The sequence below is a fragment of the Gryllotalpicola protaetiae genome (genome assembly GCF_003627055.1).
Classification (GTDB): domain Bacteria; phylum Actinomycetota; class Actinomycetes; order Actinomycetales; family Microbacteriaceae; genus Gryllotalpicola; species Gryllotalpicola protaetiae.
Genome location: NZ_CP032624.1, coordinates 1,187,374 through 1,201,506, shown reverse-complemented (window position 1 = coordinate 1,201,506; position 14,133 = coordinate 1,187,374). Strand labels below are relative to the sequence as shown.

At 69.3% G+C, this 14,133-nt stretch carries 13 protein-coding genes; 10 read left to right on the top strand and 3 right to left on the bottom strand.

All coding sequences use genetic code 11. The features are described from left to right. Positions 1–63 precede the first annotated feature (63 nt). The 7 genes from D7I44_RS05895 to D7I44_RS05865 are packed head-to-tail and all read left to right on the top strand — an operon-like array spanning position 64 to position 8,304. Complete coding sequence (locus tag D7I44_RS05895) at positions 64–1,059, top strand: ABC transporter permease (protein WP_120788639.1); 996 nt, start codon at positions 64–66, stop codon at positions 1,057–1,059. Positions 1,060–1,077: 18 nt separating this feature from the next. Beyond that, the gene (locus D7I44_RS05890; protein WP_120788638.1) at positions 1,078–2,055 is read left to right on the top strand and encodes an ABC transporter permease; all 978 of its coding nucleotides are present in this window, start codon (positions 1,078–1,080) and stop codon (positions 2,053–2,055) included. Next, positions 2,052–2,930, top strand: a complete 879-nt coding sequence (locus tag D7I44_RS05885; RefSeq protein ID WP_120788637.1) for an ABC transporter ATP-binding protein — start codon at positions 2,052–2,054, stop codon at positions 2,928–2,930. Before D7I44_RS05890 ends, D7I44_RS05885 begins: the two co-directional genes overlap by 4 nt. Then, entirely contained in the window at positions 2,927–3,739 is an 813-nt protein-coding gene (locus D7I44_RS05880) for an ABC transporter ATP-binding protein (RefSeq protein ID WP_120788636.1), read from the top strand. Before D7I44_RS05885 ends, D7I44_RS05880 begins: the two co-directional genes overlap by 4 nt. After that, positions 3,736–6,276 (top strand): glycoside hydrolase family 2 protein, encoded by a 2,541-nt coding sequence (locus D7I44_RS05875; protein ID WP_120788635.1) that lies wholly within the window; start codon positions 3,736–3,738, stop codon positions 6,274–6,276. The genes D7I44_RS05880 and D7I44_RS05875 overlap by 4 nt, the downstream gene beginning before the upstream one ends. Positions 6,277–6,294: 18 nt before the next feature. After that, on the top strand, positions 6,295–7,164 hold the full coding sequence (locus D7I44_RS05870; RefSeq protein WP_120788634.1) for a LacI family DNA-binding transcriptional regulator: 870 nt from the start codon (positions 6,295–6,297) through the stop codon (positions 7,162–7,164). Between the two features lie 33 nt (positions 7,165–7,197). Continuing rightward, a complete protein-coding gene (locus tag D7I44_RS05865; RefSeq protein ID WP_120788633.1) occupies positions 7,198–8,304 on the top strand; it encodes an aldo/keto reductase in 1,107 nt (368 codons plus the stop codon). Positions 8,305–8,317: 13 nt separating this feature from the next. Here the strand turns inward: D7I44_RS05865 and D7I44_RS05860 are convergent, their stop codons facing one another. Then, positions 8,318–8,947, bottom strand: a complete 630-nt coding sequence (locus D7I44_RS05860) for a TetR/AcrR family transcriptional regulator (RefSeq protein ID WP_120788632.1) — start codon at positions 8,945–8,947, stop codon at positions 8,318–8,320. Positions 8,948–9,081: 134 nt separating this feature from the next. On the opposite strand from D7I44_RS05860, the gene D7I44_RS05855 reads away from it, so the two are divergent. From D7I44_RS05855 to D7I44_RS05845, 3 genes are read left to right on the top strand one after another with little or no spacing between them, the layout of a single operon-like run. Continuing rightward, entirely contained in the window at positions 9,082–9,510 is a 429-nt protein-coding gene (locus D7I44_RS05855; RefSeq protein WP_120788631.1) for a hypothetical protein, read from the top strand. A gap of 11 nt (positions 9,511–9,521) precedes the next feature. Continuing rightward, complete coding sequence (locus D7I44_RS05850) at positions 9,522–9,965, top strand: VOC family protein (protein ID WP_120788630.1); 444 nt, start codon at positions 9,522–9,524, stop codon at positions 9,963–9,965. Then, entirely contained in the window at positions 9,962–10,234 is a 273-nt protein-coding gene (locus D7I44_RS05845; RefSeq protein ID WP_162940080.1) for a hypothetical protein, read from the top strand. The genes D7I44_RS05850 and D7I44_RS05845 overlap by 4 nt, the downstream gene beginning before the upstream one ends. Positions 10,235–10,243: 9 nt before the next feature. Here D7I44_RS05845 and D7I44_RS05840 read toward each other — a convergent pair whose 3' ends face one another. Next, entirely contained in the window at positions 10,244–12,967 is a 2,724-nt protein-coding gene (locus D7I44_RS05840; RefSeq protein WP_120788628.1) for an AAA family ATPase, read from the bottom strand. Continuing rightward, positions 12,964–14,127, bottom strand: coding sequence for an exonuclease SbcCD subunit D (locus D7I44_RS05835; RefSeq protein ID WP_120788627.1), 1,164 nt, complete (start codon positions 14,125–14,127; stop codon positions 12,964–12,966). Before D7I44_RS05835 ends, D7I44_RS05840 begins: the two co-directional genes overlap by 4 nt. Positions 14,128–14,133 lie beyond the last annotated feature (6 nt).

Genomic DNA, 14,133 nt, shown 5'->3' with positions numbered 1-14,133 from the left:
ACGCTCCTCGGCCCCGGCTCGCCGGCATCCGTCACCCCACCACAGCGATCGGAAAGCGCAACGATGCGGTTCTACCTGCAGAAGATCGGGTTCTATGTCGTCGCCCTCTGGGCGGCGCTGACCCTGAACTTCCTCATTCCCCGCCTGATGCCGGGCAACCCCGTCGACATCCTCATCGCGAAGATGGGCGCGGCCGGGCAGCCCGTCACACCCGGCACGCGCAAGGCGCTGTCGATCGCCCTCGGCCAGGGTGGCGGCGGCAACTGGCTGCAGCAGTACGGCGAGTACCTCGTGAACCTCGCCCACGGCAACCTCGGGGTCTCGGTCGTCAACTTCCCCGAGAACGTCACGACGGTGATCGCCCAGGCGCTGCCATGGACCATCGCCCTGATCGGCCTCTCGACGATCATCTCGTTCCTGCTCGGAATCGGGCTCGGCATGTTCGCCGGCTGGCGGCGCGGCTCGTGGCTCGACAACCTCATTCCCGTCACGACGATGTTCCAGGCGGTGCCGTACTTCTGGCTCGCGCTCATCCTCGTGCTGGTGCTCACCCGGGTCTTCCCGATCTTCCCGTACGCGGGCGGCTACAACGTCAACTCGGGCCTCGTGCCCGGCTTCAGCCTCCAGTTCATCGGCAGCGCGATCTACTACGGGTTCCTGCCTGCGCTCACGATCGTGCTGTCGTCGATCGGCGGCTGGATGCTCGGGATGCGCAACATGATGGTCGCCACCCTGTCGGAGGACTACATCGTCACCGCCGAGGCGAAGGGCCTCAAGCCCAGCCGCGTGCGACTCACCTATGCCGCCCGCAACGCCGTGCTGCCCTCGCTATCCGGCTTCGCGATCTCACTCGGCTTCGTCGTCGCCGGCTCGATCGTCACCGAGCAGGTGTTCAGCTACCCCGGCGTCGGCCAGCTGCTCTGGACGGCCGTGTCGAACGACGACTACGCGCTCATGCAGGGCATCTTCCTCGTCATCTCGCTGTCGGTGCTCGCCGCGAACCTCATCGTGGACCTGCTGTACGGCCTCATCGACCCCCGCACCCGGGCGCGGGCCTAGCGGCAAGGAACGGAAACCATGACCTCCACCGTCTCTACGGGCGACGCCGTTCCCGCCGTCGCGCCGACCGCTCAGCGGCGCAGCTTCGCGGCCCTCATGCCGAGCTGGTCGCCCAAGCTCGTCGTCGGGCTGAGCCTCGCCGGCGTCATTGTGCTCTGGGCGATCATCGGCCCGCTGCTCGTGGGCGACCCGAACGCCATCAGCACGCTCGCGTTCGCGCCGCCAGGAACGCACGGACATCTGCTCGGGACCACGCAGACCGGCCAGGACGTCTGGTCGCAGATCGCCTGGGGCACGCGCGGGTCGTTGATCATCGGCTTCTCCGTCGGGGTGCTCGCGACTGTCCTCTCCGGCATCTTCGGCATCGTCGCCGCCTACCTCGGCGGGGCGCTCGACGACTCCGTCGCGCTGTTCACGAACGTCGTCCTCGTCATCCCCGGACTGCCGCTCACGATCGTGATCGGCAACTACGTGCCGCCGGCTCAGCGTGGGATCTTCCTGATCGCCGTCGTGCTCGCGCTGACCAGCTGGGCGGGCTCTGCCCGCGTGCTGCGCGCGGTCACGCTCAGTATCCGCAGTCGCGACTACGTGTCTGCATCACGGGTGTCGGGCGAGAAGGCATGGCGGATTCTCGTGGTCGAGATCCTTCCCAATCTGATCCCCGTCATGGCGAGCCAGTTCGTGTTCGCGATCATCTTCGCGATCCTCGGTGAGGCGGGGCTCTCGTTCCTCGGCCTCGGCGCGAACAACACCTTCACGCTCGGCACGATCCTGTTCCAGGCGTACAACGACCTGGCGCTCACTCAGGGCGCCTGGTGGTGGTTCGTGCCGCCCGGTCTGTTGATCGCACTGTTCGGGTGCGCGCTGTCGCTGATCAACTTCTCGATCGACGAGATCATCAACCCGAAGCTGCGGAACTCCACGCGCGCGCAGCGCAAGAAGTGGGGCCTCACCCCCGCGCAGATCGCGCAGCTGGAAGCGGAGAACCTCAAGTGAACGACCCCGTCATCACGATCCAGGACTTCAGCGTCGACTACCTCGGCGCGGTCACGACCCACGCCGTCAAGAACGTCAGCCTGACGCTCGGCCGCGGCGAGATCCTCGGCCTCGCGGGCGAGTCGGGCTGCGGGAAATCCACCCTCGCCTACGGCATCACGCGCCTGCTCAAGCCGCCCGCACTGATCACGAGCGGAAACGCGACCTTCCACTCGCGCGAGGGCTGGTCTGCCGACCTGTCGACACTGACCGGCGAAGAGCTGCGGCAGTTCCGCTGGGACAAGATCTCGATGGTGTTCCAGGGGGCGATGAACTCGCTCAACCCCGTCATCTCGATCCAGGCGCAGCTCGAGGATGTGTTCACGACCCACCGACCAGAGCTCTCGCGCGCCGAGCGAGTGCAGAAGTGCGGCGACCTCCTCGAGCGCGTCGGCGTCGACCGCTCGCGGCTCAAATCGTTCCCGCACGAGCTCTCCGGCGGCATGCGGCAGCGCGTCATGATCGCCATGGCGATGGCGCTCGACCCGCAGGTGATGATCATGGACGAGCCGACGACCGCACTCGACGTGGTCGTGCAGCGCGAGATCCTCGACGAGATCACCCGGCTGCGCGCCGAGCTCGGCTTCGCGGTCATCTTCATCACGCACGACCTGCCGCTGCTGCTCGAGATCAGCGACCGCATCGCGGTCATGAAGGCGGGCGAGATCGTCGAGCTGAACGACGCGTATGAGCTGTACACCAACCCGCAGAACGACTACACGAAGCGGCTGCTCGCCTCGTTCCCGTCGCTGACGGGGGAGCGCGGCGACTTCATCCGCACCGGGGTCGCCGACGACAGGCTGACCGAGACCGACCAGGAGGTGGTGGCCTCATGAGCACCCTCGAGTTCCGGGGCGTGACCAAGGAGTACCGCGTCCGCGGTGAGCGTGGCCGCTCTGGGAAGCTGCTCGCCGTGAACGACGTGAGCTTCACGATCGAGTCGGGGAAGACCGTCGCGCTCGTGGGCCAGTCCGGCTCAGGCAAGTCGACGATCGCGAAGCTGCTGCTGCAGCTCGAGGCGCCGACCCGCGGCCAGATCCTCTTGGACGGGCATCCGATCAAGAGGCACGGCGCCGGCCTGCGCGCCTACCGCAACCACGTGCAGATGGTCTTCCAGGACCCGTTCGCCTCGCTCAACCCGTACCACTCGGTCGCGCACCACCTCGCGCGGCCGCTGAAGATCCACAAGCGGGCGACGGGCCGCGCCGAGGTCGACGCGGCGGTGCGCCGGCTGCTCGAACGGGTGCGGCTCACCCCGGCTGACGAGGTCGCGGCCAAGCATCCGCACGAATTGTCAGGCGGTCAGCGCCAGCGTGTCGCGATCGCGCGCGCTCTCGCCCCTGAGCCGACCATGCTGATCGCCGACGAGCCCGTGTCGATGCTCGACGTGTCGATCCGGCTCGGCGTGCTGAACCTGTTGGCGCAGCTGCAGCGCGAGGACAATCTCGGGGTGCTCTACATCACGCACGACCTGGCGACGGCCCGGCACTTCAGCGACGAGATCCTGGTGATGTACAAGGGCGAGATCGTCGAGCGGGGACCCGCCGACGAGGTCATCCTGAACCCGCAGCACGAGTACACCAAGAAGCTCGCGGCCGCCGCGCCGAACCCTGAGCTGAGACTGAAGCAGATTGCCGGAGCATGACTTTCACGCCTTTCACCTTCACGCCGATCACGGATGCCTGGACCGTCGAGCCTCTCGGCGGGCCGTTGCCCGCGGGCTTCCCTGCCGGGACCGTGCCCGCGGTCGTGCCCGGCGTGATCCACACCGACCTGCTGCGCGCGGGGCTCATCGCCGACCCGTTCGACGGCGACAACGAGGCCGCGCAGCAGTGGATCGGCGACACGTCATGGCGGTACGCGACGACGTTCTCGTGGCATGACGACGGGTCGACGCGGCACGATCTGGTGGCCTACGGGCTCGACACGGTCGCGCGGGTCGTGCTGAACGGCGAGGTCGTCGCGCACACCGAGAACCAGCACCGCTCGTACCGGTGGCCCGTCGCCGCCCTGCTGCGCGAGGGCGCGAACGAGCTCATCGTCGAGTTCTCGGCTCCGGTGCCCGAGGTCGAGGCGCGGGCCGCGCGCTACGGCGCGCTGCCGCAGGTGAACCACCACGACTTCAACCAGCTGCGCAAGACCGCGTCGCATTTCGGGTGGGACTGGGGCATCGACGTCGCGGGTGTCGGCATCTGGCAGCCGATCGGCATCGACTCGTGGTCTGGGGTGCGCATCGACGCAGTGCGCCCGCTCGTCGCGGTCGAGCCGGACGGCACCGGTGTGCTGACCGCGCACCTCGCGCTGGAGCACGACGGCACCGATGCGGGCGTCGATCTGGCTGCCACCGTGAAGGTCGCGGGGTTCGGCCAGGGCGCGACGGCGGTGTCCGACGCGCCGGCGGATGCCGCATCCGTCGTTGTCACCGCGCGCATCGCCGACGTGCACAGGTGGTGGCCGATCGGCCACGGCGACGCGGCGCTCTACGACGTGACCGTGTCGGTCGGCGAAGCCCAGTGGGTCGGCCGCGTCGGCTTCCGCAACGTGCACGTGAACACCGCGCCTGATGCGGCCGGCCGGCCGTTCGAGCTGTTCGTCAACGACGAGCTCGTGCTCGTGCGCGGCGTGAACTGGATTCCGGACCACGCGTTCCTCACCGAGATCCCGGCTGCGCGCTACCGGCGGCGGCTCGACGACGCGGTGGAGGCGAACGTCAACCTGCTGCGCGTCTGGGGTGGCGGCATCTACGAGTCGGACGCGTTCTACGAGCGCGCCGACGAGCTCGGTCTGCTCGTCTGGCAGGACTTCCTGTTCGCCTGCGCGGCGTACGCAGAGGAAGAGCATCTGTCGGTCGAGGTCGAGGCGGAGGCGCGCGAGCAGATCACCCGCCTGTCCACGCATCCGTCTCTCGTGATCTGGAACGGAAACAACGAGAACATCTGGGGCTACGTCGACTGGGGCTGGCCCGCCCGCCTCGGCGATCGCACCTGGGGCAACGGCTACTACCGCGAGCTGTTCCCGCGGCTCATCGCCGAACTCGACCCGACGCGGTTCTACTCGCCGGCGTCGCCGTTCAGCTTCGGCGAGTACCTGCACCCGAACGACGAGCACAACGGAACCATGCACATCTGGGACGTCTGGAACCGGCGCGACTACGCGGCGTACCGCGACTACACGCCCCGCTTCGTCTCCGAGTTCGGCTTCCAGGGACCGCCGGCCTGGTCGACCCTGACCCGGGTCGTGCACGACGAGCCCCTCGCCCCGTTCGGGGCCGAGATGCTCGTGCACCAGAAGGCGCACCTCGGCAATGAGAAGCTCGAGCGCGGCGCCCAGGGACATATTCCGATTCCGGCATCCATCGACGATTGGCACTGGGCCACCCAGCTGAACCAGGCGCAGGCGATCGCCTTCGGCGTCGCGCACTTCCGCTCGCTCACACCGCACAACACGGGCACCGTGCTGTGGCAGCTGAACGACAACTGGCCGGTCGTGTCGTGGGCGGCCGTCGACTTCGACGAGCACCGCAAGCCGCTCTGGTACGCGCTGCGCGACGTCTACGCTCCGAGGTTCGCGACGATCCAGCCGCGCGCGTCCGAGCGGGCGAGGGCGAATGCCTTCGAAGGCAGCTCGCCCGAGCAGGACGTGCTCGCGCTTGTGCTCGTGAACGACACGGGCTCCGACTGGTCGGGCGAGGTCGCCCTGACTCGGCTGTCGTTCTCCGGCGAGGAGTTTGCGAGCGAGAACGTCCTGGTGACGGTTCGGGCTCGCGGCACGTCGACGATCGAGCTCCCTGCGGAGGTGGCCGCTGCGGGCGACAGCCGGAGGGAGCTCGTCGTCGCGCGTGTTCTGGATCAGGCATCCGGCTTCGCCTCTGCGCTCTGGAACCCTGCCGACGTGATCGATCAGTCGCTCGCACCGCAAGCGGATGCCCTCGATGCGCGCGCCGAGCGCACCGAGGGCGGCTATGCGGTGACGGTCACCGCCCGCTCGTATGTACGCGACGTGTTCCTGCAGGTCGACCGTGTCGACCCGGCCGCCCGCGTCGACCGCGGGCTCGTCACCCTGCTCGCGGGGGAGTCGGCGCGCTTCGAGATTGCATCGTCCGCAGCCGTCGACCCTTCCGCGTTCATCGCGCCGCTGGTCCTGCGCACCGCGAACGGGTTGCTTGCCCCTGCGGCGAACTAGCCGCACGATCGGAGTGTGATGACCAGTTCTGCCGCGAGTGCGGTCGGCATCGTGCTGCGCCGCTCGCCTCGGCAGCTCGCCGCGGAGCCGTTCTACGGCGAGCTGATCGGCGGCCTCGAGGAGGTGCTCGCCCCGCAGGGGCGCCAGGTGCTCATGCAGGTCGTCGACGGCATGCCGCGTGAGCTCGACAGCTACCGGCGCTGGGCCGCGAACGGCGCGGTCGGCGCCGTCGTGCTCGTCGACCTCGTGCCCGCAGACCCGCGGCCCGAGCTGATCGTGTCCCTCGGCCTGCCCGGAATCATCCTCGGCGAGCCCGAGACGGGAACGGGGCTCGCCACCGTGCGCAACAGCGGCTACGAGCCGATGGTCGACGCCGTCAGCCGGCTCGCAGCGCTCGGCCACACCCGCATCGCCCGCGTCACCGGGCCGTCGGCGTTCATGCATACGCAGGAGCGCACGCGCGGCTACCTCGACGCCGCGGCGGGGCTCGGCATCGCGGGGCAGCTCGAGGTAGGCGACTACTCCGGAGAGAGCGGGGCGGATGCCACGCGACACCTGCTCGCCGCACCTGAACCCCCGACCGCGATCATCTACGACAACGATGTGATGGCGATCGCCGGGCTCGAGGCCGCGCACGGGCTGGGCGTGGCTGTGCCCGACGAGCTCTCGATCCTCGCCTGGGACGACTCGCAGTTCTGCCGGCTGACGACGCCGCCCGTGTCGGCGATGAGCCACGACGTGCACACGCGGGGAGCGCTCGCGGCGCGGCTGCTGCTCGACGTGCTGGGCGGCGAGCCGCCGCGCGATGTCGTCGCCGAGGCGCCGGTGTTCGTGGCGCGCGGGTCGACGGGCGCGCCTGCGCGGATTCTGGACTTGCCGGTCCAATAACGCGCGCCTACCGTCGTGCCGGAAAGGGGCACGATGTCACTCGATCACTATTACCTCCTTGGCCGCTCCGGGCTGCGCGTCAGCCGGCTGGCGCTGGGAACCATGAACTTCGGCATGGCCGGCTTCCACGCCGCGTACGGCAAGACTCTCGACGAGGCGCGGCCGATCTTCGACGCGTACGTGTCGGCCGGCGGAAATCTGATCGACACCGCCGACTTCTACACGGCGGGCGAGAGCGAGCGGATCATCGGCCAGCTGGTCGCCGAGTCGCCCGGGCTGCGCGATCGACTTGTGATCACGAGCAAGTTCACCAACTCCGTCGACCCCGGCGACCCGAACGCGGGCGGCAACGGGCGCAAGCACGTGATCCGCGCGGTCGAGGCGTCGCTGAGGCGCCTCGGCACCGACTACCTCGACCTCTACTTGCTGCACACCTGGGACCGCATCACGCCGGTCGACGAGGTGCTGCGCACCTTCGACGATCTCGTGACTGCGGGGAAGATCCGCTACGCGGGGCTGTCGGACGTACCTGCGTGGTATGCGGCGCGGGCGCAGACGCTGGCCGACGCGAACGGATTCTCGCCGCTGGTCTCGCTGCAGCTGCCATACTCGCTCGTCGAGCGCACTGTCGAGGCCGAGCATGTGCCGGTCGGGCTCGAACTGGGGCTCGGCATCACGGCGTGGGGGCCGCTCGGCTCCGGATTCCTGACCGGCAAGTACCGTGCGGGCGCAGACGGCGGCGTCGAAGGGTCTGGCCGGCTGACGGGGTCGGCGGCGGGTGCGGCCGGGCAGGCGCGATCGGCCGCGGACTGGAACACCCTGGCAGCGCTCGAGACGGTCGCGCGCGAGCTTGACGTCAGCATGGCGCAGCTCGCCCTCAACTGGGTCGCGACGCAGCCGGGAGTCGCGGCGGCGATCGTAGGGGCGAGCAGCGCTGCGCAGCTGGCCTCATCGCTCGATGCCCTCTCGTTCTCGATCCCCGCGCAGCTGCGCGCGCGGCTCGATGAGGCGAGCGCGCCGGTGCTCGGGAAGCCGTACGGCATGTTCACTGCCGAGTACCAGGGGCGGCTGGTGAGCGCCGGCGCGAAGGTCGGCGACAAGCCGAGCGGCTACCGCGAGCCCGTGCGCAACTGGGTCTGACGCCGTCGCACGATCAGTTCGAGACGCCGCTGTGCGGCTCCTCAGCGATCGGCGCGGCCGCCGCGGCGCGCAGCTGGTCGAGCGATGCGTCCACTGCGGCCTCGAGATGGTCGGTCAGGCCCGTGGCCTGCAGGATCACGATGCCGCCCTGGAGCGCCGCGAGCATCGCCGACGAGGCCCGCTGCGCGTCGAGCTGCGGTCCGATGAATCCGCTCGCCTGCATCTTCTCAATGCCTGTGCGCAGCCGTTCCTGCCAACTGGCGAGCAGCAGACGCGAGACTTCGGCGGCCCCTGGCGTGATGTTCGTCTGCCTGCTGAGCGAGGTCATCGCGCACCGCGGGCCCTGCTCGCGATAGCGGGCGATCACGGCGTCTCGCCACGCGTTCCACGATTCCCAGCTGTCGAGCTCGTCGAGGTGCGGCTGCTGTTCGCGCAAGATGCGCCCGGCTTCGAAGCGCGCCACCTCGAGGAAGAGCTCGTCCTTCCCGCCGGGGAAGTAGTGGAAGATCTGGCTCTTGCTCGTACGCGTGCTCGCGCGCACCTCGTCGAGCGTGACCTCGAGCCCCGCCTCGCCGCGCAGGTGCGCGGCGGCGCCCTCGATGATGCGCTGGCGGGTCCCACGGCCCTTCGGAGTGAGCGGCATGGCTCAAGCGTAGTTGGACCGGATCATCCAGAAAATACTTGCATAACCCTATTGACGGGTTACGGATTCTTCCGTCAGAGTCATAACCGTTCAAATCGGTTACTGCCGGTCACTGACAGAAAGGAATCCGTCTCATGTCCACCGTCTCGTTCCATTTGGACTCGCGCCTCACGGCACCCGAACTCATGAGGGTGCTCACCGACTTCGGCCCCGCGCGCGCCGACGCCTGGCCGACCATCGACGCCGCGCATTTCCAGGTGCACACACGCGGCGCCGACTGGGCCGAGGTCACCGAGGGCACGGCGAGCGCCTGGGAGCGCTCACGGTACGAGTGGGACGAGGCCGCCGGTCGCGTCGAGATCACCACCCACGAGTCGAAGGTGTTCGGTGTAGGGGGCGGCTGGGTGTTCCAGCTCACTCCGCAGGCCGAGGGCACGCGGGTCGACGTGCGGCTCGACCGGCCAGGCGAGAAGCTCGCCCAGAAGCTCGCGGCGCGGCTGCTGCCGTTCGTGGCTCCGGCCTCGCTCGCCAAGTCGTTCCGTGCACCGCTGCAGGCGAAGTAAGGGGCGCTGTCATGGAACTCAAATTCGAGATCACCGTCATCCCGGTGTCCGATGTCGACCGCTCGAAGGCGTTCTACGCCTCGCTCGGCTTCCGTCTTGACGCAGATTTCACGACGGCTCGCGGCCTTCGGGTCGTGCAGTTCACCCCGCCCGGCTCGGCCGCCTCGGTCACGTTCGGCGAGCACCTCACCGAGCAGGAGCCGGGCAGTGCCCGCGGTCTGCATCTGGTCACGCCGGATCTTGCCACGGCCCGAGCCGAGCTCGTTTCGCGCGGCGTCGACGTGACACCGATCTGGCACGACCGGGACGGCATCTTCCACTGGGCGGGCACCGCGAACCGCGTGGACGGCCCGCACCCGACCGCGACCAGCTATGGCTCATATGTCTCGTTCGACGACCCCGACGGCAACGAGTGGGTCGTCCAGCAGGTCGTCGAGAAGCTTCCGGGGCGGTGAGCGGGATGGCGAAGAAGGATGCCGCGTTCGACGCTCCCCGCACCGAGCGGCTGATCCTCGAGCTGCTGACCGCTGCCGCGGCCGCTCACGGAGTCCACGAGAAGGAAGACCTGGGCGGGGTCTACGACGAGCAGTGGCCGCAGTGGTACGCGGCGCACATCGCCGCCTCCCTGGCTGAGCGAGGCCTCGTCGTCTCGCCGCGGAGGCCGACGATCGCCGAGAGCTTCGACCTGTCGGGCGACGTCGCAGGCTGGGACGACTGGCTCTGACCTCGCGGATCACGATTGCGTGATCACGCTCCACCCGCCGTCGGCCACGTCGACCTGCAGCTTCGCCGGGATCTGCTCCTTCATCGCCTCGACGTGGCTGATCAGGCCGATGGTGCGGCCGCCCGCGCGCAGCGAGTCGAGCGTGCCCATGGCGATCTCGAGCGTCTCGGAATCGAGCGAGCCGAACCCCTCATCAATGAACAGCGTGTCGAGAGTGATGCCGCCCGCGCGTGCGGTGACGGCCTCGGCGAGCCCCAGCGCGAGGGCGAGGCTCGCCAGGAAGGTCTCGCCGCCGGACAGCGACTGCGTCGGCCGGGGCACGCCGGTGTGCTGGTCGAGAATGGCGAGCCCAAGGCCGGATTGCGCGCCACGGGCGGCCCGCTCGTCGGAGTGCTCGAGCAGGTATCGGCCGCCGGACATCTGCGTGAGCCGCGCGTTCGCCGCGAGCACGATCTCTTCGAGTTCGGCCGCGAGCACGAAGCTCTCAAGGCGCATCGCCATCGTGTTCGGCGACTGCCCGTGGACGGTGTTGGCAAGCCGCTGCACGACCTCGAAGCGCGCGGCGAGCTGGGCGGACCTCTCGTACGTCGAGCGGGCGCTGACGAGCAGTGACTCGGCGGTCGTGAGGTGCGCAGCGAGAGTCGAGCGCGCCGAGAGCGCGGCATCACGTGCGCGGGATGCCTGCCCCAACGCCGTCTCCGCCGCTTCGAGTTCGACCGGCTCGGCGGGTGCGCTGCGCACCGCTTCCTCGGCGAGCGTCGCGTCGACGGTTGCGACCTCGGTCGCGTGCCGCTGGCGTTGTTGCGAGACGTCGCGCACCACGCGCGCGCTCGCGGTGACCGAAGCGATGCGGGCCGCGACGGTCGGATGCCCGGCCAATGCGGCCTCGACGGCCTTCTGCGCCTCGGCCCGTTCGGCTTGCGCGGTCGCGCGCTGCGTGTTGGCCGTGTCGCACGCCGCGCGCAGCCTGTCGAGCTCGGCGTCGTGGTTCGCGAGCAGTTTGCTCACGGCGTCACGTCGACTCCGAAGCTCGCTCGCGCGCTGTGATGCCGACTTCGCCGCCTCGAGCCGCACCGTCGCGTCCGACTTCACCGCTTCGGCAGAGGCGACGGAGTGGCCGGCGGCCGCGCCCTGCAGCTCGGCCAGCTTGGCCTTCGCGTCCGTCGCCTCGGCAGAGCGCCGCGCCGCCTCAGTCTCGGCAGTGGCAAGCGCGGACTCGGCGTCGGCGAGATCGCTCTCGGTGACGATCCGGCCGTTCCAGACCGCCTTCGCCGGGTGATGCGTCGAGCCGCAGACCGGACACGGCTCCCCCTCGCTCAGTGCCCGGGCGAGTTCGGCCGCGTGCCCGTCGAGTCGCTGAGCGCGCAGGGCGTCGAGCGCGGCGGACGCCGCGGTGCGCGCCTGCCCGCTTTCGAGCTCTCGCCGCTGGGCGACCTCGAGCGTGCGCTCGGCCTCCTCGGCGGACGCGAGCGACTTCAGCACGGCGGCAATGGAGTCCGCACGTTGCTGGGCGGCTGCCTGGTCGGATGCGGCGGCGGACGCAGCGTCGATCGCGGGGGTGAGCTCGGCGAGCTCCCGCTTCCCGTCGACAGCGCGCTGCTTCGCCGTCTCGAGCGCGGCATCGGCCTCTTCGCACTTCGCATCGGCGGCGGCGATGGCGCGATCCAGCGCAGGCATCCTCTTCTCGGCGTCGGCTGCGGCGGCAAGCGAGCCGCCGAGCTCGGCGAGACCGGCGCCTGCCGCCTCGAGCGACGACTGCTCGCCAAGGTGTGTTCCCGCATCGGCGAGAGCGCGGTCGGCGAGCGCGTCGAGCTCGACGGCGGCTTCCCGCAGCGCGTCGCGCCGTGCTTCCGCTGCCGCGCGCCGCTGCTGAAGCCTGCGCAGCTCGGCGAGACGAGTGTGTTCGGCCTGGGCCGCGCGCCAAGCGGCATCCGCTTGCTCGACGAACGATTCGGCAGTCGTGAGCCGCTCACGTTCGCCATCCCGTCGAACGCCCATCCATTCCACGACCTCACCCGGCTCCGCCGGCACCTCAGCTTCGGGAGTGCCCGGTTCCGCGGGAAACACCCCGGCGAACTGACGGGCTAGCTGAGAGATCTCAGTTCGCGCCCCGGCGACCCCCGACTCGAGCGCCTTGCGGCGCTCCTGCAGCGCCTCGTCGTAGTCGTCGAAGCGGCGTGTTCCGAACAGGGTGCGCAGCAGAGCCTGCCGCTCTTCGCTCTTGGCGAGCAGGAATTCCTGGAACCGGTTCTGCGCGAGCAGGATCACCTGGAGGAACTGCTCCTGCGACAGCTGCACGATCTCGGCGACCTTTGCGCCCACGGTGCGCAGCTGCGCTTCGAGCCCGACCCAGCTGTCGCCCTCGCGAACCATGAGCTCGGCTTCGGCCTTCTGGGTGGTGAATCCATCGCCGCGCGACTTCGGGCGGTCGTACTCGGGTGAACGACGTAGCCGGTAACTGTCGGGCCCGACCGTGAACTCGAGCTCGACGAAGCTCGGGTCTTCGGGCGCGCAGTGGTCGCTGCGCAGCTTGGTCGCGGCCCCGGTCTGGCCTTCGTAGCGTGGGACGCTGCCGTAAAGCGCGAAGCAGATCGCGTCGAGGATGGTCGACTTGCCCGCGCCCGTCTTCCCACCGATCAGGAAGATGCCGTCGTCGGCGAACGCGTCGAAGTCGACGGTCTGCTCGCCCCGATACGGACCGAAGCCGGCCATCGTGACCCGGTTGATCCTCATCGGGCTGCCGCCGCTCGTGTTCGCTCGTCGACCAGCTCGGCGATCAGCGCGGCCTCGTCTTCGCTCGGCCCCTCGCCGTTCCGCACGAAACTCAGGAACGAGCAGATCAGCTCACCATCAGGCACGCCTCGGCCGACCCGTTCGCGATAGCCGGAGGCGCCGTCGTCGGCCACGTCGGCAGGGCGGTGCACCAGGTTGGCGCAGTGCGGGAACCGCCGTTGAAGCTTCCGCATCGCGTCGATAGGCCGGGTCGGATCGGTCAGAACCGCACTGACCCAGTCCTTCTCATGAACCGCAAGCGTGGCGTCCGTCAGCAACTCATCGAGTGTTCCGGTCAGCACCGCGAGCGCGCGCGGCACAGGCAGCGGGACCCAGTCGACAGACGCAGGCTCGGACGCCCCCAGCTCGACCAGCCACGCCCCGCGCGGCTTCCCTGCCTCGCTGAACGAGTAGTGCAGCGGCGCCCCCGAGTACCGCGCGTTGTCCGCCAGCCTCGCCCGCCCATGGATGTGCCCGAGCGCTGCATAGTCGACCCCCTCGAACACGGACAGCGGCACCACGTCGAGCCCACCGGCGCTGAGATCGCGCTCCGCGTCGCTCGCCTGGTCGCCACCGCCGGCAACGAAACAGTGCGCAAGCACGACAGAGCGGTGATCGGATGCCTGGGCCGCCGCCCCGACGTTCCGCATCGCGAACCGCACGGCGTCGGCCTGAGTCCGCAGTGTCTCGTCGGGCCACAGATGCCTGATGAGCGCTGGCTCAAGATACGGGATCCCATAGAAGTCCACCGCAACGCCATCGCGCCCCGTGATCGTGACCGGTGTCGTGTGGTCCTGGGCTCGGGTGACGATGTGCACGCCGCCGAACGCCGCGAACTCGGATTGGAACCCGAGTCGAGCGGGCGAATCATGATTCCCGCTCGTGATGACGAGTTCGGCGCCAGCGGCTCGGATGCCGCGCAACGCTCTTCCGAGAACAGCGAATGCGTCTGCCGAGGGCGTCGCCGAGTCGAACACATCGCCGGCCACAGCGACCACGTCGACCTCGCGTTCGCGCACGATGTCCACCAGGGCGTCGAGCACGGTGCCGAGGGCCTCCAGCGTGGAATGCCCGTGGAAGGTGCGCCCGACGTGCCAGTCGGAGGTATGCAGAATCCGCATGCCACT